The following is a 24,870-nucleotide window of genomic DNA, read 5'->3' on the forward strand; positions in this document are numbered from 1 at the left end:
CACGCCGGCGCTGCCTGTCGGCGGCGCCGCGGAGGAACCGCCCGGAGACGATGGTCTCCGGGCGGTTCGTCGTTTCGCCGGGGTGTTGCGCGGTCGGGATGGCGTCATCGGCCGGATGCTGCGGGGGCGCGGGGCACGCGGCATCCGACACCAGCGCAAACAGAAGATCCCCCGGAACGGACGCGTTCCGGGGGATCTTCGGGGAGCGGGGCGGATGCTACGCCTGGGCGAGCACCGCCTTCGCGGATGTCGTGCGGCGAAGCGCCACAGCCAGGGTCGTGACGAGCAGGGCGAGCACCGCCCACACGATGAGCGCGGCTACGGCCGCGCCGTTGCCGGCGATGAGGCCCGTGAACGCGGGAGCGGTGGGCAGGGCCGCGCTGATCGACATCAGCCAGCCGGGAACCGTGGAGATGAGGCCCGTGGCGACGGCGACCACGCCGACCAGGGCGCTGACCCAGCGGCCGATCCCACCGAAGACGGCGACGAGGGCCTGGTTGACGGCGGCGAAGGCCACACCGGCCACGACGGCGGTTCCGGCGAAGGCCCACCAGGCGCCCGCGTCGTACTTCGCGACGAACTGCACGATGAGTGCCACGAGCACGCCCTGGCCGGCGCCGAGGAGAGCCGCCGGGGCGAACGCGCGCAGCGTCAGGGCGGCCGACGAACGACGCGAGGTCAGCGTGCGGGCGGTGTGCGCGCGCATCACGAGGAACGAGGCCAGGCCGCCGAACCACAGGGCCACGGCTGCGAGCAGCGGGATCGCGGTCGGTCCGAAGATCGTGCTGCCTCCCGCGTTGGACGACACCGGGTCGGCGATCACGGAGGCGATCGACGTCGACTCCTCGTCGCTGAACGAGGGGAGCTGCTCGGAGGCCGTGCGCAGGCCCCCGGCGAGGTCGCCGGTTCCCGTAGCGAGGGTGTCGAGGCCCTCGGCCAGGGTCGTCGCGCCGTCGGAGAGCTGGGTGGCGCCGTCGGAGAGCTGCGCCGCGCCGGTGGAGAGCTGGCCCGCGCCGGATGCGATGCCGCCGGCACCGGTGGCGAGCTCATTGGCTCCGTACTGGGACTGATCAACCCCATCCGCCAACTGCCCGAGGGCCCCGGCGAGCGTGGTCGCGCCGGTCCCCGCGGTGCGCAGCTGCGCTGCGATGGTCGCGGTTGCCTCAGTGTTCAGCTGCGCGAGTCCACCCGCGGTGCCTGCGGCAGCGAGTGATGCGCTTTCGGCGCCGCCCTGCAGTGCGGGCAGTGAGGCGGAGATCTCCTGCAGGCCGATGCAGACGGGATCGGTGTCCTCTCGACCGGTGCAGGCGGCGAGCAGGTCGTCGAGGCCAGCCGCCAGGTCATCGACGCCGGCTTTCACGCCGGCGGTCGCTTGCTGAGCTCCGCTGGCGGCGGTGCTCAGCTCGGCGGGGACGAGACCGGACGCTTCGAGCCCCGTAGCGCCGTCGGTCAGCCCCTTCCCGAGGGTTGCGGCGCCGGACTGAGCGTCGCGCGTACCGCCGGCGATTGTCCCCAGGCCGGAGGCGAGTTCCGTCGCGCCGGAGCTGAGCTGCATGGCGCCCGAGCCCAGTTCGCTCGCCCCGCTGCCGAGCTGGGTGGCGCCGTCGGCGAGCTGGGAGGCTCCGCCGGGGAGCTCTGCTGCGCCATCGGCTGCGGTCCGGGCGCCGTCGGCGAGTTCGAGGGCGCCGGAGGCGGCTTCGCCGATCTGGTCGCCGAGTGTCGTGAAGCCGACCAGCACGTTCTCCAGCGTCGCCTCCGAGAGCATCGTGCCGAGGCTGGAGGCAGCAGCGGAGGCGATCTGAGACGTGATGAGGTCGTCGGCGATGAGGGCGTCGTCGGGCGTGGTGACCGAGATGGTCGCCTGCTTTGCGGTGCCCTCTCCGGTGAACGCCTGCCCGGCCGAGGTCGCTGCCGCCGAGAACTCGGCGGGGATCGTCACGACGGCCTGGTACTTGCCGGTGGCGAGGCCGTCTGCGGCATCGTCCTCGTTGGAGATGACCCAGGTGAGGTTGGAGTCGAGATCGTCCGAGCCCTCGACGAGGCCCGAGGACAGCTGGCGTCCGAGCGGGGTGTACTGGTCGTCGATCGTGACCGGCTCGTCGAGGTTCACGATCGCGGCGGTCATGCTGTCGAGACGCTCGGTCGGGTTCTGCAGTGCGGCGACGAGGATGCCGCCGATGATCGCCGGCAGCAGCAGCACGCCGAGCAGCGTCAACCAGGTGACGGGCTTGCGGGAGCGGGCGCGTTCGATGGGGAGAGTCATGCGTTCACCTCGGAGTCGTGGTGTGCGGACGGCGCGGACGCCGCGTCGAGGAAGCCGGGCGCCGGCCAGGACGCCTCGGTGAGGATGATGCGCGCTGTGCCGGCATCGGATGCTGTGGCGAGCACCGCGAGCTCACGGCGTGCGGCCGCATCGCGGAGCATGGCCGTGGCCTGGTCGCGCTGGGCGCCGGTGAAACGGTCGATGCCCTCGATGACGACGAGGGGCGAGGCTCCGCGCAGGGCTTCCTGCAGGTCGAGCAGCGCAGCATCCGCATCGTCGACGAGTACGAGGCCGACGCGGCTGCGCACCCAGGCCGACCGGCCGGGCAGCAGGTGGCCGTCGACGCGGAGCAGGCCGGACTCGGGGGCGAGCCTTCCGGCGATCGCCAGGGCGAGCGCCCGGCGCGCGGCACGGTCGCGTCCGTCGACGATGAGCGACTGCCCGGGTGCGAGACGCAACGACAGGCCCTCGATGAGGGGCGCATCGGCGCTGAGCACGAGGTCATCGGCGGCGACGATCGAACCGTCGCCGGGCCAGGCGGCCAGGTGGCGTTCGCGTTCGACGGCCTCGCCCTCGATGTCGACGCTGGGGAGGATCCTCTCCAACCAGGCGGGGATCTCCCAGGCCTTCTCGCCCAGCAGCGCCATGAGCGCGGGGATCAGTGTCATGCGCACGAGGAAGGCATCGATCGCGATGCCGGCGGCGAGGCCGAGCGCGATCGGCTTGAGGGAGGAGTCGCCCTCGGGTACGAACGCGACGAACACGGCGAACATGATGAGGCCCGCGGCGGTGACGACCTTCGCGGATCCCGTGAAGCCGCTGCGCACGGCCCGCTTCGCCGCCGCGCGACGGATCGCGCGGTCGGGGGACTTGGCATCCGCATCGTGCACGAAGTCCTCGCGCATGCGCGAGACGAGGAAGACCTGGTAGTCCATCGCGAGGCCGAACAGCACACCCATGAGGATGATCGGCATGAAGCTGATGATCGGGCCGACCTTCGCCACATGCAGGAGGTCAGCGGCCCAGCCCCACGAGAACACGGCGCCGACGACGCCGAAGGCGGCGACGATCGACAGCAGGTATCCGAGGGCTGCGGTCACGGGCACCCAGATCGAGCGGAACACGATCGTCAGCAGCACGAGAGACAGACCGATCACGAAGATGCCGAAGGGGAGGAGGGCTGCGCCGAGCTGGTCGGAGATGTCGATGGCGACGGCGGTGAAACCGGTCACCTTGATGTCGATGCCGAACTCTTCGAGCCACTCGTCGTGGTGCGAGCGCAGCTCGCGGACGACATCAGCGGTCGCCGGGTCATCCGGGGCGGTCTCGGGGATCACCTGCACGATGCCCGTGTCCGCGGTCTCGTTCGGAGTGGAGAGCGCGACCTCCTTCACTCCGGGGATCTCGGCGACAGCATCCCCGAGGTCTTCCATGAGGCCCAGGGGGTCGGTGGAGGTGATGATCGTTCCGGTGAGGACGAGCGGGCCGTTGAAGCCGGGGCCGAACTCCTCGGCGACGAGGTCGTAGCTCTGACGTGCCTCGTCCTCAGGCGCGAGCACACCGGCGTTGGGGAGGGCGAGGTTGAGACTCAGCGCGGGGATCGCGACGGCACCGAGGCCGACGATGACGGCGAGCGAGACGAGCACCGGATGCTTCGTCACTCCGCCGACCCAGCGCTCGGAGAAGCCGCGGCGAGGCGCCTTCGACGCGTTCTTCGGCGCCTTCTTCGGGCGGCCGACGATGCGCATGCCGAGGAATCCGAGCACAGCGGGGGTCAGGGTCACCGAGATGAGAACGCCGAAGGCGACGGCGACGGAGGCCGCGATGCCCATCGTCGTCAGGAACGGGATGCCCGCGAAGCCGAGGCCGATCAGGGCGATGAGCACGGTGATGCCGGCGAACACGACGGCGGAACCGGCGGTTCCGACTGCCCGGGACGCCGACTCCTCGGGGTCGACGCCCTCGCGGACCTGGTCCTGGTGGCGCGCCATGATGAACAGCGCGTAGTCGATGCCGACCGCGAGCCCGAGCATCAGAGCGAGCAGCGGTGTCGTGGAGGAGATGGTCGAGAAGGCGGTCGCGGCGTAGATCCCGGCGATCGAGATGCCGACGCCGAGAACCGCAGTGAGCAGCGGGAGGCCCGCGACGACGAACGAGCGGAACGTGACGACGAGCACCAGCAGGGCGATCACGAGGCCGACGGCCTCCGTGAGCGTGACGCCCGGGATCGAGATCGCGAACAGGTCGCCGCCGAGCTTGATCTCGGTTCCGGCGGGCAGCTCATCGCGCAGTGCGTCGACGGCCGCCGTCAGCTCGTCCTTGGTCTCATCCGACACGTCGGTCGACTGGCCGTCGAACTGCAGCTGGACGATCGCGGCGGTCTCGGACTCGTTGACCATTCCCTCGATCATCTCGTCGTAGGGGGAGGTGACCGCGAGCGCGCCCTCGAGATCCACGAGTTCGTCGATGGCGTCCTCGATGGGCTCCCGGTAGGAGGTATCCGTGATCGAGTCGCCGTCGGCGGCGACCACGATGAACTGCGCATTCGTGCCGCTGACCTGCGGGAAGGAACGGCCGAGCTGCTCGATGCCCTCCTGGGCCTCGGTGCCGGGGATCGTGAAGGAGTTGTCCGTTCCCTTCTGGAGGAACAGGGCGCCACCGCCGGCGAGGGCGAGGATGATGAGCCAGGCGGCGAGAACGCGCCAGGGGTGGCGGAACGACCAGCGTCCCAGGGACGACAGGAGAGTGGACACAGGATCCTCCGAGATGACGGACGGGAGAATGGATACAGATGTGTATCCGATACATCTCTGTATCGTACGTGGGTCGGACGTGTGAAACTGTGGGCGGGATGTGAGAGTGGGAGCATGACGATTCCTGTGACGAAGCGACGTGAGAACACCCGTGCGCGGTTGCTCGAGGCCGCCGCCCAGGTATTCGCCGAAGTTGGCCTGGAAGGCGCGAGCGTCGAAGCGATCTGCGAACGCGCCGGCTTCACCCGCGGCGCCTTCTACTCGAACTTCGCCTCGAAGGACGAGCTCTTCCTGCAGCTCGCATCGGCCTTCGCCGAACGCCGTCTCGTGCAGGTGCGTGCGAGCATCGCCGCCTTCACCGAATCCGGTGAGCTGCACAGCGGCGCCGACGCCTTCGAGCTCGTGCGCCGAGTGCTCGAATCCGGCGAGGAGGATCGCCTCAGCATCATGATGATGAGCGAGATCCGCATCCGCGCCCTGCGCGATGAAGAATTCGGCGCGGCCTACCTGTCACAGGAGAGAGACCTCGTCGACGGCATCCAGGAGATCATCCGGGGCATCGTCGATGCCGGTCTCTTCTCCCTGCGCGTCGATCTCGAGACCGCCGCGCGCATCCTCATGAGCGTGTGGGGCGACGCCATGGTGCTCGGAGCGATCGGAGGGCAGTCCGAAGCTCAGATGCAGGACACGGGCAGTGCTTTGCTCGGTCAGCTCGTGGAACTCATCGTCTGCGAGCCCTGAGCCGTCAGCCCCGCGGAAGCAGGGCGTGACACCGGGCGAGACGATCGAGCCACCATTCGCGCCGGTCGGCGGATGCCGCGAGGCGGTCGAGTCGCGCAGCATCCGGGATCACGCGTCCCGCGGGAATCGAGCCATCGACAGGAACACGGTCGGCGACGTCCTCGACGAACAGGGCACCCGTGCCCAGCCCGCAGTCGAAGTCGAGCTCGGGGAGGGATGCCGCGAGCGCCGCACCCTGGCTGAGACCGACCGCGGTGTCGAGAGCGCTCGACACGACCGCCGGAAGGCCCGCCTCGGCGACGATCTCCAGCGCACGGCGGACGCCGCCCAGCGGCTGCGCCTTGATGATGATGAGGTCGGCGGCGCCGGCGCGGGCCACGGCGATCGGGTCCTCGGCCTTGCGCACGCTCTCATCGGCGGCGATCGGGATGCCCATGTACTTCACGCGCCCGCGCAGCTCGGCGAGCTCGGCGACCGTGGCGCAGGGCTGCTCGGCGTATTCGAGATCGAACTCCGCGAGCGCGTGCAGGGCGCGTTCGGCCTCATCCACGGTCCAGGCCGCGTTGGCATCGATGCGCACGCGGCCCTCCGGCCCGAGCGCCTCGCGCACGGCGCGCACGCGGGCGACATCGTCGGAGAGGTGCTGGCCGGGGTCGGCGACCTTCACCTTGGCGGTGCGGCACCCGGGGAATCGGGCGAGGATGCGGGCGACCTCGCCGGCCGTGACCGCGGGGATCGTCGCATTGACGCGGATGCTCGGGCGCACAGCATCCGGCTGCTCGTTCCACGCGAAATCGATCGCTGCGGCGAGCCAGGTCGCGGCCTCGGCGTCGTCGTACTCGACGAAGGGCGAGAACTCGGCCCAGCCCTCGGGGCCTTCTAACAGCAGCGCCTCGCGGGTGGTCACACCGCGGAACCGGGTGGTCATCGGCAGGGCGACGACACGGCTGGTGGCGAGCAGGTCTTCGATCGCGGGGCGCATGTCCCCATTGTCGCCCCGCGCTCCCGCTCATGTGCGGCATCCCGCCGTTCCCGTCGCACTTTCTGTCGGCATATCGGGCGCGGGCGCGACAGAAAGTGCGACGGGAACGGCGGGCGGATGCCGGGGCTCGGGCTCAGCGGGCGAAGAGCGCCGCTCGGACGCGGGACACGAGCACCCCCGGGGTGCGCAGCAGGGGAGCGGTGACCTCGATCACGGTCCACCCCGCTGCGCGGAGCGCGGCGATGCGCTCGACGTCCTTCGCATAGCGAGAGCTGTGAATACTGCCGTGGTACTCGATGATGACGCGCTCGGCGGGGTAGACCATGTCGACGCACGCGAGGAAGAAGCCGTGCTCATCCCGGATGTCGACGTTCAGCTCCGGCTCGGGGAGGCCCGCCATCACGAGGATGCAGCGCACCCGTGACTCGCGCGGCGACCAGCTGTCCTCGCGCACCAGCTCGACGGCCTCGCGCAGACGGCGGACGCCGACCCTGCGGCCCGACGCGATGGCGGTTCGCAACTCGTCGAGCGTGGCGAGGGGTGGTCGACCGACATGGCGTCGTCCGACGCCTGTGCGCCATCGTCGGCAGAAGTGGTCGCCCAGAGCGACGAGGTGCGGCACATCGAGCGATCCCAGGCTTGCCCACGCCGTGCCTGCCGCGGCGGTCGGAACACCCGCGACCATCGTCACCTGTGATGTCCGCGGATCGGCGCGATGCGCGCTCACCCCGTGCGACCGCATGAGCGGCCCCGTGCCCATGGTGCTCACATGCAGGGGGAGGAGGGCGCCGTCGAGAGGCCTGCCGAATGCGTCGGTCGCAAGGGGCAACGGACCACCCCGCAGGTGCACAGCGGTGTCATGGCTGAAGAACTGCAGCGGTCGCAGTCTCGGCGCGAACGCCAGGGCCTGCGCGCGGTGTTCGGCGGCCTGCCTGGCGAACGGGTCGTCCGCGGTGGCTGGGTCGATGTCGGACGCCAGGGCCGTGGCATCCCCTCGTCTGCGCACGCCGCGGATAGGGGTCTCGAGGTCTTTGCGGCGCAGCCGCTCAGGATGCACGCCGGCCGCGAGGGCTGATCGCACGTCGAACACCTCTCCGAGCCAGGGCGGCAACGGCACAGCTTTCATGCCCCCGACCTTCGCACCCCGTGTGCCTTCGATGTTCGTGTTCTCCACAGCCGCCGTTCCCGTCGCACTTTCTGTCGGTGTATCGGGCGCGGGTGCGACAGAAAGTGCGACGGGAGCAGAGACACGCGGAACGCGAGCCGGAAGCGGCGCGCGCGTAGGCTGGGGGCATGGTCTCCGATCTCTTCGATCCCGCGGAATGGGTGCTCGCGCCCGGTGCCGAGCACTACACCGACATCACCGCGCACGTCACGCATGACGGCGGGGTTGCCCGCATCGCCTTCAACCGCCCCGAGGTGCGCAACGCGTTCCGCCCGCACACGGTCGACGAGCTGCACCGGGCGCTCGACATCGCCCGGCAGGATCCGAAGATCGGCGCAGTGCTCCTCACCGGCAACGGTCCGAGTCCGAAGGACGGCGGCTGGGCGTTCTGCTCGGGAGGCGACCAGCGCATCCGCGGGCGTGACGGCTACAAGTACTCCGAGTCGACGACCGAGGTGCACGACACCGCCCGTGCGGGGCGTCTGCACATCCTCGAGGTGCAGCGGCTGATCCGCTTCATGCCGAAGGTCGTCATCGCGGTCATCCCCGGGTGGGCGGCCGGTGGCGGGCACTCGCTGCACATCGTCTGCGATCTGTCGATCGCGTCGGCAGAAGAGGCGAAGTTCAAGCAGACGGACGCTGACGTCGGAAGCTTCGACGCCGGATACGGTTCGGCCTACATGGCCCGCCAGACCGGGCAGAAGATCGCCCGTGAGGTGTTCTTCCTCGCCGAGGAGTACTCGGCCCAGCGCGCCTACGAGATGGGCGCGGTCAACCGCGTCGTCCCGCATGCCGAGCTCGAGCGCGAGGCGCTGAAGATGGCGCGCACTGTGCTGACGAAGTCGCCCACGGCGATCCGCATGCTGAAGTTCGCGTTCAACGCGGTCGATGACGGCATGGTCGGCCAGCAGGTGTTCGCCGGTGAGGCGACGCGTCTCGCCTACGGCACGGATGAGGCCGTCGAGGGCCGCGACTCGTTCCTCGAGAAGCGCGACGCCGACTGGTCGGCGTTCCCGTACCACTTCTGATCGGCGGGCACGGTCATGCCAGAGCTGATCCCCGTGGCATCCGATGATGCTGTCGTTCTGCGCGATGCGCTGGCTCGCGCGCTCGACGGCGGCCCGGCGATCGGGCTCGGGATGCTCGGGGGTGAGTCCACGACGGTGTCGGAAGGCGTCGCCGTGGTGATCGCGACGTCCGGATCGACGGGTGTTCCGAAGCGGGTCATGCTCTCCGCCGAGGCGCTGCGCGCGGGAGCCGAAGCGACCGCTGCGCGCGTCGGCGCAGGACGCTGGCTGCTCGCGCTTCCCGCCTCCTATGTCGCGGGGCTGCAGGTGCTGACCCGATCGATCCTCTCGGGCACCGAGCCGAACGTGCTGAGCGGAAAGTTCTCCCCGCTGGCCTTCGCCGAGGCGACGCTGTCCCTCGTCCGCGAGGGGGGAGCGGACGACGCCCTGTTCACCTCGCTCGTGCCGGCGCAGCTTTCGACGCTGCTGGATGCCGCGGACGAAACCGCGGTGCGAGCATCCCTCACCGCCTATTCGGCGATCCTCGTCGGAGGCCAGGCCCTGCCCGAGCCGATCCGCGAGCGCGCGGCGGAGCTGGGCGTGCGGATCGTGCGCACGTACGGCTCCAGCGAGACGAGTGGCGGATGCGTGTACAACGGCATCCCGCTCGACACGGCCGCGGTGCGAACAGTCGACGGCGAGCTGCAGATCGCCGGCCCCATGCTCGCCGACGGGTACCTGGGCGATCCCGAGCGCACCGATCGCATCTTCGTCCGAGATGCGCACGGCATCCGCTGGTATCGCACCGGCGACCTCGGCATCGTGGAGGACGGCGTCGTGCGCGTGCACGGCCGCGCCGACAACGTCATCGTCTCCGGCGGCATCAACGTGTCGCTCGACCGGGTCGAGCGGGTCGTCCGGAACATCCCCGGTCTCGCCGGGGCGGTCGTCGTCGGCATTGAGGATCCTCGGTGGGGCGAAGCATCCGTCATCGTCGCCGCGCGCGGCGAGGCACTGCGTCGCACCGAGGCCGAACAGCTCGAGCACGCGCGGCAGGCGGTCGCCGACGGGATCGGCAAGCACGCGCGCCCCGCACGGCTCATCCTCGTCGATGAGATTCCGACCCTCGCATCCGGGAAACCCGACCGTGAGACGATCCGGCGGGCGGTCGCCGGCCCGCGCTGAGCACGACAGATACATCGCAAGACGGATGCCGCGGCATCCGCCCTCGCGTAGCGTGAGAACGTGATCCGTCCGCCGTCCCACGCCAGGCTCGTCGTCGACCTCGTCGCATCGCTCGCGCTGTTCGGGGCGTTGACGTCGATCTCGTTCGCCTTCTACGCGCCGGGCGCGCTGAGCACCACCATCCCCGAGGTCGTGGCCGTCGTCGCCCTCATCGTCTCGTCGATCCTGCAGTTCGGCGGTCTCGCCGTCGGCCGCATCGCCCCGGGGGTCGCGCTCGCCGCGGCCTGGGCAGGCGCGATCGTGCAGATGGCGGCGGGGCTGCAGCCGCTGCCGATCAACCTGGCGATCCTCGGCGTGCTCTTCGCGACCGCCGCGTGGGGATCGCGACGCATCATGTGGGCGGGGCTCGCCTCGGCCGCGGGCGGCGGTGTCGTCGCCGTCGTCTACATGATCCTCGTCCACGGGCTGTTCCTCGGCACAGAGGGGCTGGCGAGCCTCACCGCGACCATTCTCGTCTTCGTCGTCGTCGTGATGCTCGCCCTCATCGCGCCCTGGATGGGCGGTTTCGGCTGGCGGATGGTGCTGCGCTGGCGCGCGAGCCGCGAGGCCCAGTCGCTCGCCGAGCTCGCAGCCGCCGAGGAACAGGAACGGGTCGCGATCGCCCGGGACATGCACGACGTCGTGGCGCATTCCCTGGCCGTGATCATCGCGCAGTCCGATGGGGCGCGTTATGCCGCGGCATCCGACCCGGCGATCGCCGTCGATACCCTCGGGACCGTCTCGGAGACGGCGCGCGCCGCGCTGTCGGACGTGCGGATGCTGCTCACACAGCTGCGCCACCGCCAGGGCGACGGTCCGCAGCCGATGCTCGCCGATCTCGAGCAGGTCTATGCGCAGGTGCGGCAGTCCGGCCGCGATCTGCGCGTCACGGTCGACCCGACCCCGCAGTCCGAGCCGCCGGCGGCGATTCAACTCGCCGTCTATCGCATCCTGCAGGAGGCGCTGACGAACGCGATCCGGCACGGCGCCGGTGACACGGTCGACGTCTCCCTGGCGTGGCTGCCCGAGCGCGTGGAGTTCGCGGTGCGCAACCCGGTCGGTCCTGGCGACGCGGGCGGTAGCGGCCACGGCCTCATCGGCATGCGCGAACGCGCACAACTGGTGGGCGGCACCGTGACCGCCGAGAGCGGGGAAGAGGAGTTCGTGGTGCGAGGGATGCTGCCGATTGGAGACGCCGAATGATCCGGGTGATGCTCGTCGACGACCAGGCGCTGTTCCGCGCCGGCATCCGCATGCTCGTCGGATCCCAGCCCGACATGGAGGTCGTCGCCGAGGCGGGCGACGGCGAGGAGGCCCTCCGTCTCGTCGCAGGCTCTCGGCCCGACGTCGTGCTCATGGATATCCGGATGCCGGTCATGGACGGCTTGACCGCCACCGCCCGGATGCTCGAGGCATCCGACGCCCCGCGCATCGTCATGCTCACCACGTTCGACCTCGACGAAGCCGCAGCGCGGGCGATCCGGCAGGGCGCGAGCGGCTTCCTCCTGAAGGACGCCGATCCGGAATTCCTGCTCGCCGCGATCCGCACGGTGCACTCCGGATCGAGTGTGATCGCCGCATCCGCCACCCGTGAGCTGTTCGCGCACTTCACGCCGCAGACGCGCCCCGTGCCGGAGTCGTTCGCAGCCCTCACCGACCGCGAACGGGAGATCTTCGCCCTCGCCGCCCGCGGACTGTCCAACGCCGAGATCGCGGGGCGCGAATACCTCAGTGAGGCGACCGTGAAGACGCACATCAGTCGCATCCTCACGAAGCTGTCGCTGCGCGATCGGGTGCAGCTGGTCGTGTTCGCTTTCGAGCACGGGCTGGCCTGAGCCGTTCCCGTTGCATCCGGTCCGGGATCATCCTCCGGATGTACGCGGATGCTCCGGGCGGGCGATGCGCCGCAGCATCCGCGATTCGTAGCGTCGGATGCATGGAGATCACGACCACCGACCTCGGGCTCGCCGCCCGTGTCCAGAACCTCACGAAGACCTATGGCACGGGCCACGGCGCCGTCACCGCCCTCGACGGGGTGAGCGTCGGCATCCGCCAGGGCCAGTTCACCGCGATCATGGGGCCGTCGGGATCGGGCAAGTCCACGCTCATGCACATCATGGCGGGCCTGGATGCGCCCACTGACGGACGCGTATGGATCGGGGACACCGACATCACCGGCCTCGGCGACCTCGAGCTGACGATTCTGCGTCGGCGCCGCGTCGGGTTCATCTTCCAGTCGTTCAACCTCGTGCCGACGCTCGATGCCAGAGCGAACATCCTCCTGCCGTTCGAGCTCGACGGCCGGCGGCCGACTGCGCTGGAGAGGGCTCGCATCGACGGACTGGTCGAGCGTCTCGGGCTCGCCGCGCGGCTCGGTCACCGCCCGCACGAGCTCTCCGGCGGACAGCAGCAGCGGGTTGCGATCGCACGTGCGCTCGCCACGGCACCCGACCTCGTCTTCGCCGACGAGCCGACCGGCAACCTCGACTCGCGTTCCGGCCGTGAGGTGCTGAAGCTACTCGCCGAGGCGAGCAGTCAGCAGGGACAGTCGATCGCGATGGTCACCCATGACGCGATCGCGGCGAGCCATGCCGACCGGGTGCTGTTCCTCGGCGACGGACGCATCGTCGCCGACCGGCCGCGCCAGAGCGCCGAGCAGATCGCGGCGCACATGCTCGCCGCGGAGGTGACGGCATGAGCGCTGTGACGGCGGTCGTCCCCGAGAGCTCGGCGACCGGACCGCGGCTCGGCTGGCTGAGCGAGCGGGGGATGGGCGCGAGCATCCTCGTCGCTGCTCTCTCGGCATCGTTCGGCGTCGTTCTGCTGGCGGCGACCGACTACATCGGACGGATGCTTTCGCAGAACCCGTACATCGGGGACAGCGGCACACTCGCCGTGGTCGTCGGAATCCTGTCGGTGCTGCTGATCGGGGTGGCGATGTACGTCGCAGCGATCGTCACCGCCAACACCTTCTCGACCATCGTCGCCGGACGCACTCGGCGCATCGCCCTGCTGCGGCTGATCGGTTCGAGCGCCCGCGCGCAGCGCTCCGAGGTCGCCCGGCAGGGTCTCGTCGTCGGGGTTATCGGTGCAGCGGCCGGTGTCGTCGTCGGACTGGGCGTCGCGGCATCCGGGATCGCCCTCGCCGAGCGTTTCGTGGCATCCGTCGAAGGCTTCTCACTGGGGCAGCGGCTCTTCCTCGTGCCGGCCTTCGCGGTGGCCCTCACCACCTGGGCAGCGGCGTGGGCCGGATCTCGTCGGGTGCTGACGGTGACGCCGCTGCAGGCGATCGGCGGGTCCGTCGAGCGCACGCACGAGGATGCCGCGGCCAGGCCCGTGCGTCACATCACGGCGCTGGTGCTCGTGGTCCTCGGCGTCGCGCTGCTCGTGGGCGGCGTGCTCGTCGGACTGATCACCCCGCTCGGCGTCATCGTGGCCTTCTTCGGCGGGCTCGCGTCGTTCACCGGTATCGCGCTCGCCGCGGTGCGGGTGATGCCGCCGCTGCTGCGTCTCGTCGGGCGCATGTTCGGGCGGTCGGCGGTCGCACGGCTCGCGGCGGAGAACGCGCTGCGGTATCCGGAGCGGTCGAGCCGGATGGCGATCGGCGTCGTGATGGGCGTGACGCTCGTGACGATGTTCGCCGTCGCGCTGGAGTCGGTGAAGAGGCTGCTCGCCGCGGCGGCCGGCGGTGCACTGGACCCGCAGTTCGCACTCATCATGGACGGATTCGCGACGGTCATGATGGTGCTCGTCGGCGTCTCGGCGGCGATCGCCGCGGTCGGGCTGGTCAACCTGCTCACGATCGGGGTGGTGCAGCGCCGCCGGGAACTCGGGCTGCTGCGGGCCGTGGGGCTGTCGAACGCGCAGGTGCGGCGGATGATCCTGCTCGAGGCGGTGCACATCACCGTGACGGCCACCGCGACGGGGCTCGTGCTCGGCGTCGGCTACGGGTGGGTGGCGGCGCAGTCGCTGCTGGGATCTGTACGAATGCCTCCGGATTTCGAGCAGACCGCCGGGCTCGTGGCGCCTGCCGTGCCGTGGATCCCGGTCGTCGTGATCGCCGTCGCCGCTGCGCTGCTCACGCTGATCGCCTCGGCCGCGCCGACCCGGCTCGCCACCCGCGTCGCACCCGTCGAGGCGCTCGCCGTGGACTGACGTCTTCCCGCATCCCTCCTGTCGCCGAGCCCCCGTCTTCGCGCCGAGCGCCCGTCGTGGGGCGCCCGGAAGACGGGGCGTCGGCGGCAAAGCGGGGCTAGGCGGTGGGAGGGACGGGCTACGGGGTGAACATGTCCTCGATCGTGCATCCGAAGGTCGCGGCGAGGCGGAACGCGAGGGGGAGCGACGGATCGAACCGTCCGCGCTCGATCGAGATGATCGTCTGGCGCGAGACGCCGAGCTCATCGGCGAGGCGCTGCTGCGACCATCCGCGCTCCTGGCGCCGAACCTGAAGCGAGTTCTCCATCTCAGCCCTGCCGCTTCGCGATGAGGTACCGGATGCCGCAGCTCAGCAGCGCTACGACGAGCACACCCATCAGCGCCCACATGGCGTCGAAGCGGAGCCCGGCCAACGCGATGCCGGTGAGAGCGAGTCCGGTGATGAGGATCGTGTCGCGGAACGCGCCTTCGGACGCCTGGTCGAGCCAGCGCGTCTCGACGGACTCCTCCGGGCGCTCGGTCGCATCGCGCAGCGTGCTGCGGTCGACGACGAGGGCGTAGACCAACGCGATACAGGGGGCGGACAGGCAGAGCGCGAGGACCGCGGTTCCCAGCAGGGCGATCTTGTCGGGGATGACCCCCGAGGCGAGGCCGATGAGGCTCGCCGCGGCGGCGATGAGGATGCCGACGGGGATCGCGATCGCCAGCGCGGGGGTACGGCCGCCGGCGAACTTCGTGCGTCCCCAACCAGTGTGCGGCTTCTGTGCGGTGTTCATGATGCCTCCGTGGTGAAGCGTGCTTGACATGTATGGTTAGCTTGACATGTCAAACGTGCTTGACGCAACACGGCGTCATGCGATGTGAGCCGCGGGTGCGGCTCTTCTAGGCTGAGAGCATGTCGCACCCCTTCGACCAGTCGTCGTACCAGGTCCGTTTCGAGTGGGGCGTTGCCGGTCTCGACCGCCTCGCGCCCGCCGACGTGATCGTCGTCGTCGACGTGCTGCGGTTCTCGTCCACCGTGACGGATGCTGTGGCATCCGGCCAGAACGTCGAACTCGCCGGCGCCCGCGAATGGTCGCCGAACGGGGCAGCCGTCGCAGAGGCCGCGGCAGCCGTGCCTGGTGCCACGGTCCTCGTCGGATCGCTGCGCAACGCATCCGCTGTCGCGCGGACCGTGCTCGAGATCCAGAACCGCCGCCAGGCCCGCACTTCGGTATCGGTCATCGCCGCGGGGGAGCGCGCGGGCGATGGCCTGCGCTTCGCCGTCGAGGATCAGCTCGGCGCCGGCGCGATCATCGCCGCGCTCAGCGACCTCGGCGCCGACCACACGTCTCCCGAGGCGGCGGCATCGTGCGAAGCCGCCCGCGGGCTCAGCCGCGCGGTTCGGCATCTGCTGACGGCATCCGGATCGGGCAAGGAGCTCGTCTCGGGAGCCGGCGGACAGCTCGCAACCGAGCGGATGCTGGCCGCGGGAATCACCCCGACCGAGCCGAAGGCCGCCGCTGAGACGGACGCCACCGAGGCCGTTCCCGTGCTCGCGGACGGTGTGTTCGTCGCCTTCGCTTGAAGGAGGGACCTCGGCCTCCGGCGCCCACACGGAGCGGGACGGCAGAGTCCTTGCCCCCCAATCCGTTGCACAACTCAGGAGAATCGGCGCCCCCGACGTGATCTGCAGCGCAGAACCGCGGAAGTGCAGAAGTTCTCCTGAGTTGTGCAAACAACCAAGTAACCCAGGAGGGGACGGCGACGCGCGGTGGACCATGGCCGGGGCCCCGCCGTTCCTAGCGGGGTGTCTGTGCAGCGAGCTTCGTGGCCAGCGTGATTTCGCGCCGCACCCAGGTGAAGGCGTGCCGGGCGTCGAACGACTTCGAACATTTCGCGCACGACGTGGCGCGGGTGGGGCGGCGGTGCCGGTAGGTGGTGTGGCCGGCGGGGCAGGTTCCCACCCAGGGAGCGAGCTCTTCGGCTGTTTCGCCGTGGTGGGTGGTGCCGCCGACGTAACCGATCTCGGCGGCGACGGTCTTCCACTTCGGTCCGTGCGCGGCCTTGTGCCCGGCGAGCGCGTGGGCGACTTCGTGCAGCAGCACCTGGTGGATGTCGTCGTCCTCGAAACGTGCGGCGAGGTAGCGCGATACGGTGATGCGCTTGGCCCGAAAATCGCACTGACCGGCCCGGCGCTTCGCGTGGTCGAACCCGAACGACCAGGTGTCGTCGAGATGCAACCGGATCAGCGCTTCGCCCCAGGTGCGCACACGGTCGAGATCCGCCATGAGATCAGGCTAAGCCAGAGCGCCGACATTCGCGCGTTTCCGCGCGTGACGGTTCAGTAGACGGGGGTCACCAGTGCACCGCTGCGGCGCCGTTCGGCGGCTTCGATCGCCAGCAGTGCCGTCTCGAGCTCGGTGTCGGGCGCGCCGGCCTCGCGGCGCAGGAACAGGGCTTGCTTGAAGCTGTCGCGGGCCTGGTCGAAGTCGCCCGCCTCGTAGGCGTTGCGTCCGTGGTGATGGTGGGCGAAGGCGGCGATGCCGACCCAGTTCTGCCCCTCGGCTTCGGACGCGCACGTGGCGAGTTCCTGCTCGGCTGCGGCGTGGGCTCCGCGGTACTGGAGGATGGTCGCGTGGAGCACGCGCGAGCGCAGGACGTCCTTGCGGGTTCCGGCCATGCGGGCGACGCGCACCGATTCATCCGACAGCGCGAGGGCTTCGTCGAGACGGCCGAGGACCTTGAGCAGCCATACCCGTTCCAGCAGGGCGGGAAGGCTCCGTTGAGCCTCGATCTCGGCCAGTCGTTCAGCGCACTCGGCCGGGTCGACCTGTTCGCGAAGAGTCTCTGAGTCGTACCCCTTGATGTAACCCATGTGCTCTCCTTCCGCGGTGCTTCCTCCAGTCTGCCCGGCCGTTGCTCAGACGGGCCGAACGGCACACCTTGTGGGGGATTTCAGCGCAGGAAGATCGATGCGTCCGGCTTCGGGGAGGCGACGGCGTCGGCGTCGGTGACGACGGTCGCGTTCTGTGCGAAGGCGCGTACTTCGGGGCCCTGGGCGATTTTCGCGGGGTGGGGGCCGGCGGCGAGGATGCGGGGGAGCCATTCGGTGGGCAGGGTCGAGGCGGATGCCGCGACCACGAGGTTCCCGAAGCGGCGTCCCTTGAGCACCTGGGCGTCGGCGAGCACGGCGACATCGGCGAAGGCCTGTTGGATTGTCGCGACCTGCCGGCGGGCGAAGGCGAGGCCGGGGCCATCGGCGACGTTGACCAGGAGCACCCCGGTCGCGGAGAGGAGGGTCGCGAGTTCGCGGTAGAACTCGAGGCTCGTCAGGTGCGCGGGCGTCTGCGCGCCGGAGTAGACGTCGGAGACGATGAGGTCGCAGGTGCCGCGCAGAGCGGGCGGGAGCTTCTGGGCGCCGGCGCGGGCATCGCCGATGCGCATCCGGATCGAGGCTGCGCGCGGCAGCGGCAGGTGTTCGCGCACGAGGGCCGCCAGCGGCGCTTCCAGCTCGATGACCTGCTGGCGCGAGCCGGGGCGGGTGGCTTCGACGTAGCGCGGCACGGTGAGCGCACCGGCGCCGAGGTGCACCGCGGTGAGCGGGCCGGCCGGAAGCTGGTCGATGACGGCGCCCATGCGGACGACGTATTCGAAGTGCAGGTGGGTGGGGTCATCGAGGTCGACGTGGGACTGCGGCGTGCCGTCGACGACGAGTTCGAATCCGCTCGTGAACTCCGAGGGGATGATTTGCGCCGTGCCCCCGTGGTCGAGGCGTGCTTCAGGGTGCTCGACATCTCGAGCGCGGATGCGTCCCATGCTCTTGAGCTTAGGCGCGCGTCGGGGCGACTGCTGCGGCGATGGCCTCGTCGAGGGCCGGATGCTCGAATCGGAACCCGTCGTCGTTCAGGCGGCTCGGGAGCACCTGTTGATCGGCGAGCAGGAGCTCTTCGGCGGCGAGGCCCATGCCGGCGCGGAGTGCGAAGGCCGGCAGACGTAGACGATACGGGCGGCTGAGGGCGCGGGCGAGTCCGGTCGTCACCTGTCGCGATGTTGCGGATGCCGGGGCGACGAGGTTCACTGCGCCGGAGAGTGAGGATTCTGCGGCCAGATGCAGGAGGGCGCGGGCCTCGTCGGCGAGGGCGATCCATGGCCAGTGCTGCGTTCCTGTGCCGACGGTCGCACCGAGGCCGAAGCGCGTCGTCAGCATGAGCGGTTTCAGAGCTCCGTCGGCGGCGAGCACGAGGCCTGTGCGGGCGTGCACGACGCGTGTTGTGCGCTCCGCCGGTTCGGTGGCTTCTTCCCACGCGCCGACGACGTCGGCGAGGTAGCCCGCGCCGCGGGGTGATTCCTCGGTGAGGGGCTCGCCGGGGCGGTCGCCGTAGAAGCCGACGGCCGATCCCGAGACCCATGCTTTCGGCGGGGCATCGGAGGCTGCGATCGCCCGGGCGATCGTCGTCGTGGCATCCACCCGGCTGCGCAGGATCTGCTTGCGGTACTTCTTCGTCCAGGGCAGCCGCGACAGGCTTGCGCCCGACAGGCTGATGATCGCATCGGCCCAGGCGACGGCCTCTGAGGGGAGGGCGCCGGATGCCGGATCCCACGCGTATTCGTCGGCACCGGGGGTGCGTCGCACGAGACGCCGCACCTCGTGCGCATCGGCGTGCCGGGCCACGGCCGTGCCGATCAGTCCGGAGGCCCCGGCCAGCAGAATGCGCATCGCGTCTCCTCGCGTCGTCTTCGACGCTATCAGGGGCATCGGACGCCGCCGATGAGTGCCCCGAAACAAACATTCACACCGTCGATATCGGATCGAAACACGCAGACGTTTGGATTCTGAGTGCGCGCTGGGTAGCTTCTAAGGATCACCGTGCACTGGGGACGATGACGCTCCCAGCGTGCGCAATGAAGCGCCCCACAGGGAAGGTACCCAGCATGTACAACTCATCCATGCGTCGACGCGGCTTGGTCGCCGTCAGCGGAGCGGCCATCGCCACTCTGCTGCTCGCCGGTTGCGTCGCCAGTGAACGTGGCGACGGCGGCGGAGCGGCCGGCGACGTCGACACGACGTTCGTGTTCGCAGCATCCAACGACCCGGCCGGTCTCGACCCCGCCTTCGCGCAGGACGGGGAGACGTTCCGCGTCTCGCGCCAGATCTTCGAGGGCCTCGTCGGCACCGAGCCCGGGACCGCCGACCCCGCGCCGCTGCTCGCCGAGTCGTGGGACTCGGCCGAGGACGGCATGTCGCACACGTTCCACCTGAAGGAGGGCGTGACCTTCCACGACGGCACGCCGTTCAACGCCGAAGCCGTCTGCGCGAACTTCGACCGCTGGTACAACTGGACGGGCCTGGCCGCCTCCGAGGCGTTCGCGTACTACTACACGAAGCTGTTCCATGGTTATGCCGACAGCCCCGAGAACGCCGTCTACAAGTCGTGCACGGTCGATGACGACTCGACCGCGACGGTCGAGCTGAACAAGCCCTTCGCCGGCTTCATCCCCGCACTCTCCCTCCCGGCCTTCTCGATGCAGAGCCCGGCGGCGATGAAGGAGTTCGGTGCGGACGAGATCGGCGGCTCCGCCGAGGCCCCGCAGATGTCGGAGTACGCCGAGGGCCACCCCGCCGGCACCGGCCCGTTCAAGTTCGACGACTGGTCGCGCGGCGAGCAGCTCACGCTGAGCTTCAACGAGGACTACTGGGGCGAGAAGGGGCAGATCGAGCAGATCATCTTCCGCGTCATCGACGACCCGACGGCACGTCGTCAGTCGCTGGAAGCCGGAGACATCGACGGCTACGACCTCGTCGGCCCGGCCGACACCGCTGCCCTCGATGAAAAGGGCTTCACGATGGTGTCGCGCCCGCCGTTCACCATCCTCTACCTCGCCTTCAACCAGGCGATCCCGGAGCTCGCCGACCCGAAGGTCCGTGAGGCGCTCTCCTATGCGATCGACAAGGACGCCCTGATCACCCAGGTGCTGCCCGAGGGAACGCAGAAGGCGACGCAGTTCATGCCGCCGGTCGTCAACGGCTACAACGAGGACATCACGACCTACGACTACGACGTCGACAAGGCGAAGGAACTGCTGGCGGAGGCCGGCTACGACGAGGCCAACCCGCTGAAGCTGACGTTCAACTACCCGGTCAACGTCTCGCGCCCCTACATGCCGGACCCCGAGCAGATCTTCACCGTGCTCTCCTCGCAACTCGCCGAGGCGGGCGTCGAGACCACTCCGGTCTCCGAGGAGTGGGGCGAGTACCTCGACCGCACCTCCGGCACGGCGGATCACGGCATCCACCTGCTCGGCTGGACCGGCGACTACAACGACACCGACAACTTCGTCGGCGTGTTCTTCGGCGGTCAGAGCTCCGAGTGGGGCTTCGACAACCCGGAGCTCTTCCAGGCGCTGACGGATGCTCGTGGCATCGCCGACCTCGATGAGCAGAGCGCGCTCTACCAGGACATCAACGAGATGGTCGCGACCTTCATCCCCGGTGTCCCGCTCGCGCACCCCGCTCCGACGCTGGCCTTCGACCCCCGGGTCGAGTCCTTCCCGGCCAGCCCGGTCAACGACGAAGTCTTCAACGAGATCGTCCTGACCAAGTAAGGGCGAAGACGCCGCACTCCTCCCACCGTGCTTCCGCAGTGGTGGGAGGCGTGCGGCGTCCCCACCCGAAAGACGGAGATACCCTGTGCTGCGCACCATCGGCAGGCGACTGCTGTTCCTGATCCCCACTCTCATCGGCCTGAGCATTCTGCTCTTCGCCTGGGTCCGCGCCCTTCCCGGAGGGCCCGCCGTGGCCCTGCTCGGCGAACGGGCCACACCCGACGCGATCGAACGCATCAACGCTCTCTACGGCTTCGACAAACCGCTCATCGAGCAATACTTCATCTGGGTCGGCCGTCTCCTGCAGGGCGACTTCGGCACCTCGATCCAGACCAACCGTCCTGTTCTGGAAGAGTTCCTGCGCCGGTTCCCGGCCACGATCGAGCTCTCGATCGCCGCGCTCATCTTCGCCGTCGGCATCGGCATCCCGCTCGGTTATTGGGCGGCCCGCCGCCACGGCAAGTTCACCGACCACGCATCCGTCGTGATGAGCCTGATCGGAATCACCATCCCGGTGTTCTTCCTGGCATTCATCCTCAAATACATCTTCGCCGTGCAGCTGGGCTGGCTCCCCGCGGACGGCCGTCAGAATCCCCGCATCGATGCGACGCATCCCACCGGCTTCTACGTGTGGGACGGCATCATCACCGGCGAGTTCGACGCCGCGTGGGACGCCATCCTGCACCTGATCCTGCCGGCGCTCGCGCTCGGCACGATCCCGCTCGCCATCATCGTGCGCATCACGCGCGCGAGTGTGCTCGAGGTACAGAACGCCGACTACGTGCGCACCGGCCGGGCCAAGGGCGTCGCGCGCTCGACCCTGCGCGGACGCTTCATCCTGCGCAACGCCATGCTGCCGGTGATCACGACCATCGGCCTGCAGACGGGGCTCCTGATCTCCGGCGCCGTCCTCACCGAGACCGTCTTCGCCTACCCGGGAGTCGGATCCTTCCTCGCCCGGGCGATCTTCACGCGCGACTTCCCGGTTCTGCAGGGCTTCATCATCTTCATCGCGATCGTCTACGCGCTGATCAACCTGGCCGTCGACGTCTCCTACAGCCTGATCGACCCGAGAGTGAGGGTCCAATGAGCATTCCCCTTCCCCCCGCACAGGGCGGCGAGGTCATCGACACCGTCGCCGTCGCGCAAGCGCAGCTCTCCGACAACAAGGGCGGCTTCTGGAGCGATGTGTTCCGCCGCCTGCGGCGCAACCCCACGGCCTGGATCGGTGTGGTCATCGTCGCGCTGTTCGTGCTCGTGGCGGCCCTGGCGCCGTTGCTGGCCCCGTACCCCGAGACCGCGCTTCCCGGAGCCCGCTTCATCACGCCGACCCACATCCCCGGGCCCGGCGAGCTGCCCGAGTTCCCGCTCGGCCTCGATCGGTTCGGCGGCGATGTGCTGTCGAAGCTGATCTGGGGTGCGCAGGCATCCCTGCTGGTCGGTGTCATCTCGACGGCGCTGGGCCTCGTCGGCGGAATGCTGCTCGGGCTGATCGCCGGAACCTTCGGCGGCTGGGTCGACACGCTCATCATGCGGATCGTCGACATCATCCTCTCGGTGCCGAACCTGCTGCTCGCGGTCTCCATCGCCGCGATCCTCGGTCAGACGCCGTTCGCCGTCATGATCGCGATCGGTGCCTCCCAGGTGCCGATCTTCGCGCGGCTGCTGCGCGCCTCGATGTTGCAGCAGCGATCCAGCGATTACGTCCTCTCGGCGCAGACGCTCGGCCTCGGGCGTGGGCGCATCACGATGTCGCACGTGCTCCCGAACGCGATCGGCCCGGTCATCGTCCAGGGAACGCTGACACTGGCGACCGCCGTGATCGACGCAGCGGCGCTGTCCTTCCTCGGTCTCGGCGGCGGACGCCCCGAGACCGCCGAGTGGGGCCGCATGCTCACCTACGCGCAGGCAGAGCTCTCGATCGCCCCGTGGCTGGCCTTCCTGCCCGGCATCTGCATCGCCGTCACCGCTCTCGGCTTCACGCTGTTCGGCGAGGCGCTGCGCGAATCGATGGATCCGAGGACGAGGGCACGCTGATATGGACAAGGAACAGAACATGGGCACGCCGCTGCTCGAGGTCTCCGACCTCGCCGTCGACTTCAGCACGATGGACGGCGTGGTGCACGCCGTCGAAGGGGTGAACCTGTCGATCAGCGCGGGGGAGACCGTCGCGATCGTCGGGGAGTCCGGATCGGGCAAGTCCACGACGGCCATGGCCATCATCGGCCTGCTCGCCGGGGGCGGTCGCATCGCCGGCGGCAGCATCCGCCTCGACGGGCGGGAGATCTCGACAGCATCCGAGAATGAACTGCGCCGCATCCGCGGGCGCGACATCGGAATGGTGCCGCAGGACCCGATGTCGAACCTCAACCCCGTCACGAAGGTGGGCACGCAGGTCGCCGAGACGCTGCTCGCGCACGGCCTCGCGACCCGGCAGGACGTCGATGCGAAGGTGGTCGAGGCGCTGGAGGCCGCCGGGCTTCCGGATGCCGGGAAGCGCGCCAAGCAGTATCCGCACGAGTTCTCCGGCGGTATGCGCCAGCGCGCGCTCATCGCGATCGGCCTCGCGTGCAAGCCGCGGCTTCTCATCGCCGACGAGCCGACCAGCGCCCTCGACGTCACCGTGCAGCAGACGATCCTCGATCAGATCGGAGCCATGACGCGCGAGCTGGGCACGGCCGTGCTGCTGATCACGCATGACCTCGGCCTCGCCGCCGAGCGCGCCGAGCGGGTGATCGTGATGCACCGCGGCAAGGTCGTCGAGCAGGGTCCTGCTCGCCAGATCCTGGATGCGCCCCAGCATCCGTACACGCAGTCGCTCGTGAAGGCCGCGCCGTCGGTGGCGGCCGCGCGCCTGCGGCCGGAGGCCTTCGCCTCGCAGTCCGCCTCCCCGGAGGCCGTTGAGCGAGCCGCAGGGGAGCCGACGCCGACGGCATCCGACAACATCGTCGAGATCTCGAACCTCACGAAGGTCTACCCGGTGCGCGGGCGCGGCGACGACTTCGTCGCCGTCGACGACGTATCCCTCGCGATCCCGCGCGGCAAGACCGTCGCGATCGTCGGCGAGTCGGGGTCGGGGAAGACCACGACGGCACGGATGCTGCTGAAGGTGATCGAGCCGACGAGCGGCATCATCACCTTCGAGGGCCAGGACATCTCGACGCTGGACCGTGCGCAGATGCGTTCGTTCCGTCAGCGGGTGCAGCCGATCTTCCAGGATCCGTACTCGAGCCTGAACCCGATGTTCACGATCGAGCGGCTGATCGCCGAGCCCCTGGAGTTCTACAAGCGGGGGAGCCGGGCCGAGCAGGCCCAGCGGGTGCGGCAGCTCCTCGACGACGTGGCTCTTCCGCAGTCGATGCTGCGCCGCTATCCCTCCGAGCTCTCGGGCGGTCAGCGTCAGCGTGTGGCGATCGCCCGGGCGCTGGCGCTCTCGCCCGAGCTGATCGTGTGCGATGAGCCGGTGTCGGCTCTGGACGTGCTCGTGCAGGACCAGATCCTGCGCCTGCTGGGGGACCTGCAGCGCGAGTACGGGCTCAGCTACCTGTTCATCTCGCACGACCTGGCGGTCGTGCGCCTGATCAGCGACTATGTGTGCGTCATGAAGGACGGCGCGCTCGTCGAGGCGGCGTCCTCCGAGGAGATCTTCACGAATCCCCGCGACCCGTACACGCGTCGTCTGCTCGCGTCGATCCCCGGAAACGAGCTCAACATCGCGTGATCCCGACGTCGTTTCGCGGCGCCGGATGCTATTACCCCAGCATTCGGAATTGGTCAAGGATTCTTCTTGCCATGTCGTGAAATCAGACGTATAGTTGTTCTTTGCGCCTCGGTTCTCCCTGCCCTCATATGGTGGTCGGCAGATGTTGAGCAAGCGAGCGTGCACTCCACCTGACGACAAAGGAATCGAGAAGCCCCGCGGGGCTCACGGAGGTTATTCCCTTGGCTGCTGCTCCCAACGCATCCACATCCACCACCAACAAGAACGGGCGCGG

22 protein-coding genes are annotated in these 24,870 nt (G+C 69.4%); 12 read left to right on the forward strand and 10 right to left on the reverse strand.

Features of this window, described 5'->3' with window-relative positions; genetic code table 11:
• Positions 1-217: 217 nt before the first annotated feature.
• Together Q0Z66_RS02650 and Q0Z66_RS02655 are read right to left on the reverse strand one after the other, a co-directional pair.
• Positions 218-2,263, reverse strand: coding sequence for a YhgE/Pip domain-containing protein (locus Q0Z66_RS02650; RefSeq protein WP_298037431.1), 2,046 nt, complete (start codon positions 2,261-2,263; stop codon positions 218-220).
• Positions 2,260-5,016 carry an efflux RND transporter permease subunit gene (locus Q0Z66_RS02655; protein ID WP_298037433.1) on the reverse strand — a complete coding sequence of 919 codons (2,757 nt, stop codon included), beginning with the start codon at positions 5,014-5,016 and terminating at the stop codon, positions 2,260-2,262. Before Q0Z66_RS02655 ends, Q0Z66_RS02650 begins: the two co-directional genes overlap by 4 nt.
• A gap of 114 nt (positions 5,017-5,130) precedes the next feature.
• Between Q0Z66_RS02655 and Q0Z66_RS02660 the strand changes: the two genes are divergently transcribed.
• The gene (locus Q0Z66_RS02660; protein WP_298037435.1) at positions 5,131-5,757 is read left to right on the forward strand and encodes a TetR/AcrR family transcriptional regulator; all 627 of its coding nucleotides are present in this window, start codon (positions 5,131-5,133) and stop codon (positions 5,755-5,757) included.
• 4 nt (positions 5,758-5,761) lie between these two features.
• On the opposite strand, the gene Q0Z66_RS02665 is transcribed toward Q0Z66_RS02660, so the two are convergent.
• Together Q0Z66_RS02665 and Q0Z66_RS02670 are read right to left on the reverse strand one after the other, a co-directional pair.
• Positions 5,762-6,739: an o-succinylbenzoate synthase gene (locus tag Q0Z66_RS02665; RefSeq protein ID WP_298037436.1), complete on the reverse strand. Its 978-nt coding sequence runs from the start codon at positions 6,737-6,739 to the stop codon at positions 5,762-5,764.
• Between the two features lie 133 nt (positions 6,740-6,872).
• Positions 6,873-7,865, reverse strand: a complete 993-nt coding sequence (locus tag Q0Z66_RS02670; RefSeq protein WP_298037438.1) for a DUF559 domain-containing protein — start codon at positions 7,863-7,865, stop codon at positions 6,873-6,875.
• Between the two features lie 167 nt (positions 7,866-8,032).
• Here Q0Z66_RS02670 and Q0Z66_RS02675 point away from each other — a divergent pair, with 167 nt between their 5' ends.
• The 6 genes from Q0Z66_RS02675 to Q0Z66_RS02700 all read left to right on the forward strand — a co-directional run bounded on the left by Q0Z66_RS02675 (position 8,033) and on the right by Q0Z66_RS02700 (position 14,290).
• Positions 8,033-8,932 (forward strand): 1,4-dihydroxy-2-naphthoyl-CoA synthase, encoded by a 900-nt coding sequence (locus Q0Z66_RS02675; protein WP_298037439.1) that lies wholly within the window; start codon positions 8,033-8,035, stop codon positions 8,930-8,932.
• A gap of 15 nt (positions 8,933-8,947) precedes the next feature.
• Complete coding sequence (locus tag Q0Z66_RS02680; RefSeq protein ID WP_298037440.1) at positions 8,948-10,096, forward strand: AMP-binding protein; 1,149 nt, start codon at positions 8,948-8,950, stop codon at positions 10,094-10,096.
• Between the two features lie 60 nt (positions 10,097-10,156).
• Positions 10,157-11,338 (forward strand): histidine kinase, encoded by a 1,182-nt coding sequence (locus Q0Z66_RS02685; protein WP_298037441.1) that lies wholly within the window; start codon positions 10,157-10,159, stop codon positions 11,336-11,338.
• On the forward strand, positions 11,335-11,970 hold the full coding sequence (locus Q0Z66_RS02690; RefSeq protein WP_298037442.1) for a response regulator transcription factor: 636 nt from the start codon (positions 11,335-11,337) through the stop codon (positions 11,968-11,970). The genes Q0Z66_RS02685 and Q0Z66_RS02690 overlap by 4 nt, the downstream gene beginning before the upstream one ends.
• Before the next feature lie 101 nt (positions 11,971-12,071).
• On the forward strand, positions 12,072-12,833 hold the full coding sequence (locus tag Q0Z66_RS02695) for an ABC transporter ATP-binding protein (protein WP_298037443.1): 762 nt from the start codon (positions 12,072-12,074) through the stop codon (positions 12,831-12,833).
• Complete coding sequence (locus Q0Z66_RS02700; protein ID WP_298037444.1) at positions 12,830-14,290, forward strand: ABC transporter permease; 1,461 nt, start codon at positions 12,830-12,832, stop codon at positions 14,288-14,290. Before Q0Z66_RS02695 ends, Q0Z66_RS02700 begins: the two co-directional genes overlap by 4 nt.
• A 118-nt stretch (positions 14,291-14,408) precedes the next feature.
• Here Q0Z66_RS02700 and Q0Z66_RS02705 read toward each other — a convergent pair whose 3' ends face one another.
• Both Q0Z66_RS02705 and Q0Z66_RS02710 read right to left on the reverse strand, forming a co-directional pair.
• Positions 14,409-14,597 carry a helix-turn-helix transcriptional regulator gene (locus Q0Z66_RS02705; RefSeq protein WP_298037445.1) on the reverse strand — a complete coding sequence of 63 codons (189 nt, stop codon included), beginning with the start codon at positions 14,595-14,597 and terminating at the stop codon, positions 14,409-14,411.
• A 1-nt stretch (position 14,598) separates the two neighbouring features.
• Positions 14,599-15,066, reverse strand: a complete 468-nt coding sequence (locus Q0Z66_RS02710) for a hypothetical protein (protein ID WP_298037446.1) — start codon at positions 15,064-15,066, stop codon at positions 14,599-14,601.
• A gap of 119 nt (positions 15,067-15,185) precedes the next feature.
• Between Q0Z66_RS02710 and Q0Z66_RS02715 the strand changes: the two genes are divergently transcribed.
• Positions 15,186-15,857, forward strand: coding sequence for a 2-phosphosulfolactate phosphatase (locus tag Q0Z66_RS02715; protein ID WP_298037447.1), 672 nt, complete (start codon positions 15,186-15,188; stop codon positions 15,855-15,857).
• A 214-nt stretch (positions 15,858-16,071) separates the two neighbouring features.
• Here the strand turns inward: Q0Z66_RS02715 and Q0Z66_RS02720 are convergent, their stop codons facing one another.
• The 4 genes from Q0Z66_RS02720 to Q0Z66_RS02735 all read right to left on the reverse strand — a co-directional run bounded on the left by Q0Z66_RS02720 (position 16,072) and on the right by Q0Z66_RS02735 (position 18,989).
• Complete coding sequence (locus Q0Z66_RS02720) at positions 16,072-16,560, reverse strand: SprT-like domain-containing protein (RefSeq protein WP_298037449.1); 489 nt, start codon at positions 16,558-16,560, stop codon at positions 16,072-16,074.
• 53 nt (positions 16,561-16,613) lie between these two features.
• On the reverse strand, positions 16,614-17,147 hold the full coding sequence (locus tag Q0Z66_RS02725; protein WP_298037451.1) for a hypothetical protein: 534 nt from the start codon (positions 17,145-17,147) through the stop codon (positions 16,614-16,616).
• An 80-nt stretch (positions 17,148-17,227) separates the two neighbouring features.
• Positions 17,228-18,088, reverse strand: coding sequence for a spermidine synthase (locus Q0Z66_RS02730; protein WP_298037452.1), 861 nt, complete (start codon positions 18,086-18,088; stop codon positions 17,228-17,230).
• A gap of 10 nt (positions 18,089-18,098) precedes the next feature.
• Positions 18,099-18,989, reverse strand: a complete 891-nt coding sequence (locus Q0Z66_RS02735) for a TIGR01777 family oxidoreductase (protein WP_298037454.1) — start codon at positions 18,987-18,989, stop codon at positions 18,099-18,101.
• Positions 18,990-19,204: 215 nt separating this feature from the next.
• On the opposite strand from Q0Z66_RS02735, the gene Q0Z66_RS02740 reads away from it, so the two are divergent.
• From Q0Z66_RS02740 to Q0Z66_RS02755, 4 genes are all read left to right on the forward strand, one after another.
• Positions 19,205-20,875, forward strand: a complete 1,671-nt coding sequence (locus Q0Z66_RS02740) for an ABC transporter substrate-binding protein (protein ID WP_298037455.1) — start codon at positions 19,205-19,207, stop codon at positions 20,873-20,875.
• Positions 20,876-20,960: 85 nt separating this feature from the next.
• Positions 20,961-21,965 carry an ABC transporter permease gene (locus tag Q0Z66_RS02745; RefSeq protein ID WP_298037457.1) on the forward strand — a complete coding sequence of 335 codons (1,005 nt, stop codon included), beginning with the start codon at positions 20,961-20,963 and terminating at the stop codon, positions 21,963-21,965.
• Complete coding sequence (locus tag Q0Z66_RS02750) at positions 21,962-22,912, forward strand: ABC transporter permease (RefSeq protein WP_298037461.1); 951 nt, start codon at positions 21,962-21,964, stop codon at positions 22,910-22,912. Before Q0Z66_RS02745 ends, Q0Z66_RS02750 begins: the two co-directional genes overlap by 4 nt.
• 19 nt (positions 22,913-22,931) lie before the next feature.
• Positions 22,932-24,596 (forward strand): ABC transporter ATP-binding protein, encoded by a 1,665-nt coding sequence (locus tag Q0Z66_RS02755; RefSeq protein WP_298037464.1) that lies wholly within the window; start codon positions 22,932-22,934, stop codon positions 24,594-24,596.
• Positions 24,597-24,870: the final 274 nt, after the last annotated feature.

Source organism: uncultured Microbacterium sp., from assembly GCF_947632095.1.
Taxonomy (GTDB): Bacteria; Actinomycetota; Actinomycetes; order Actinomycetales; family Microbacteriaceae; genus Microbacterium.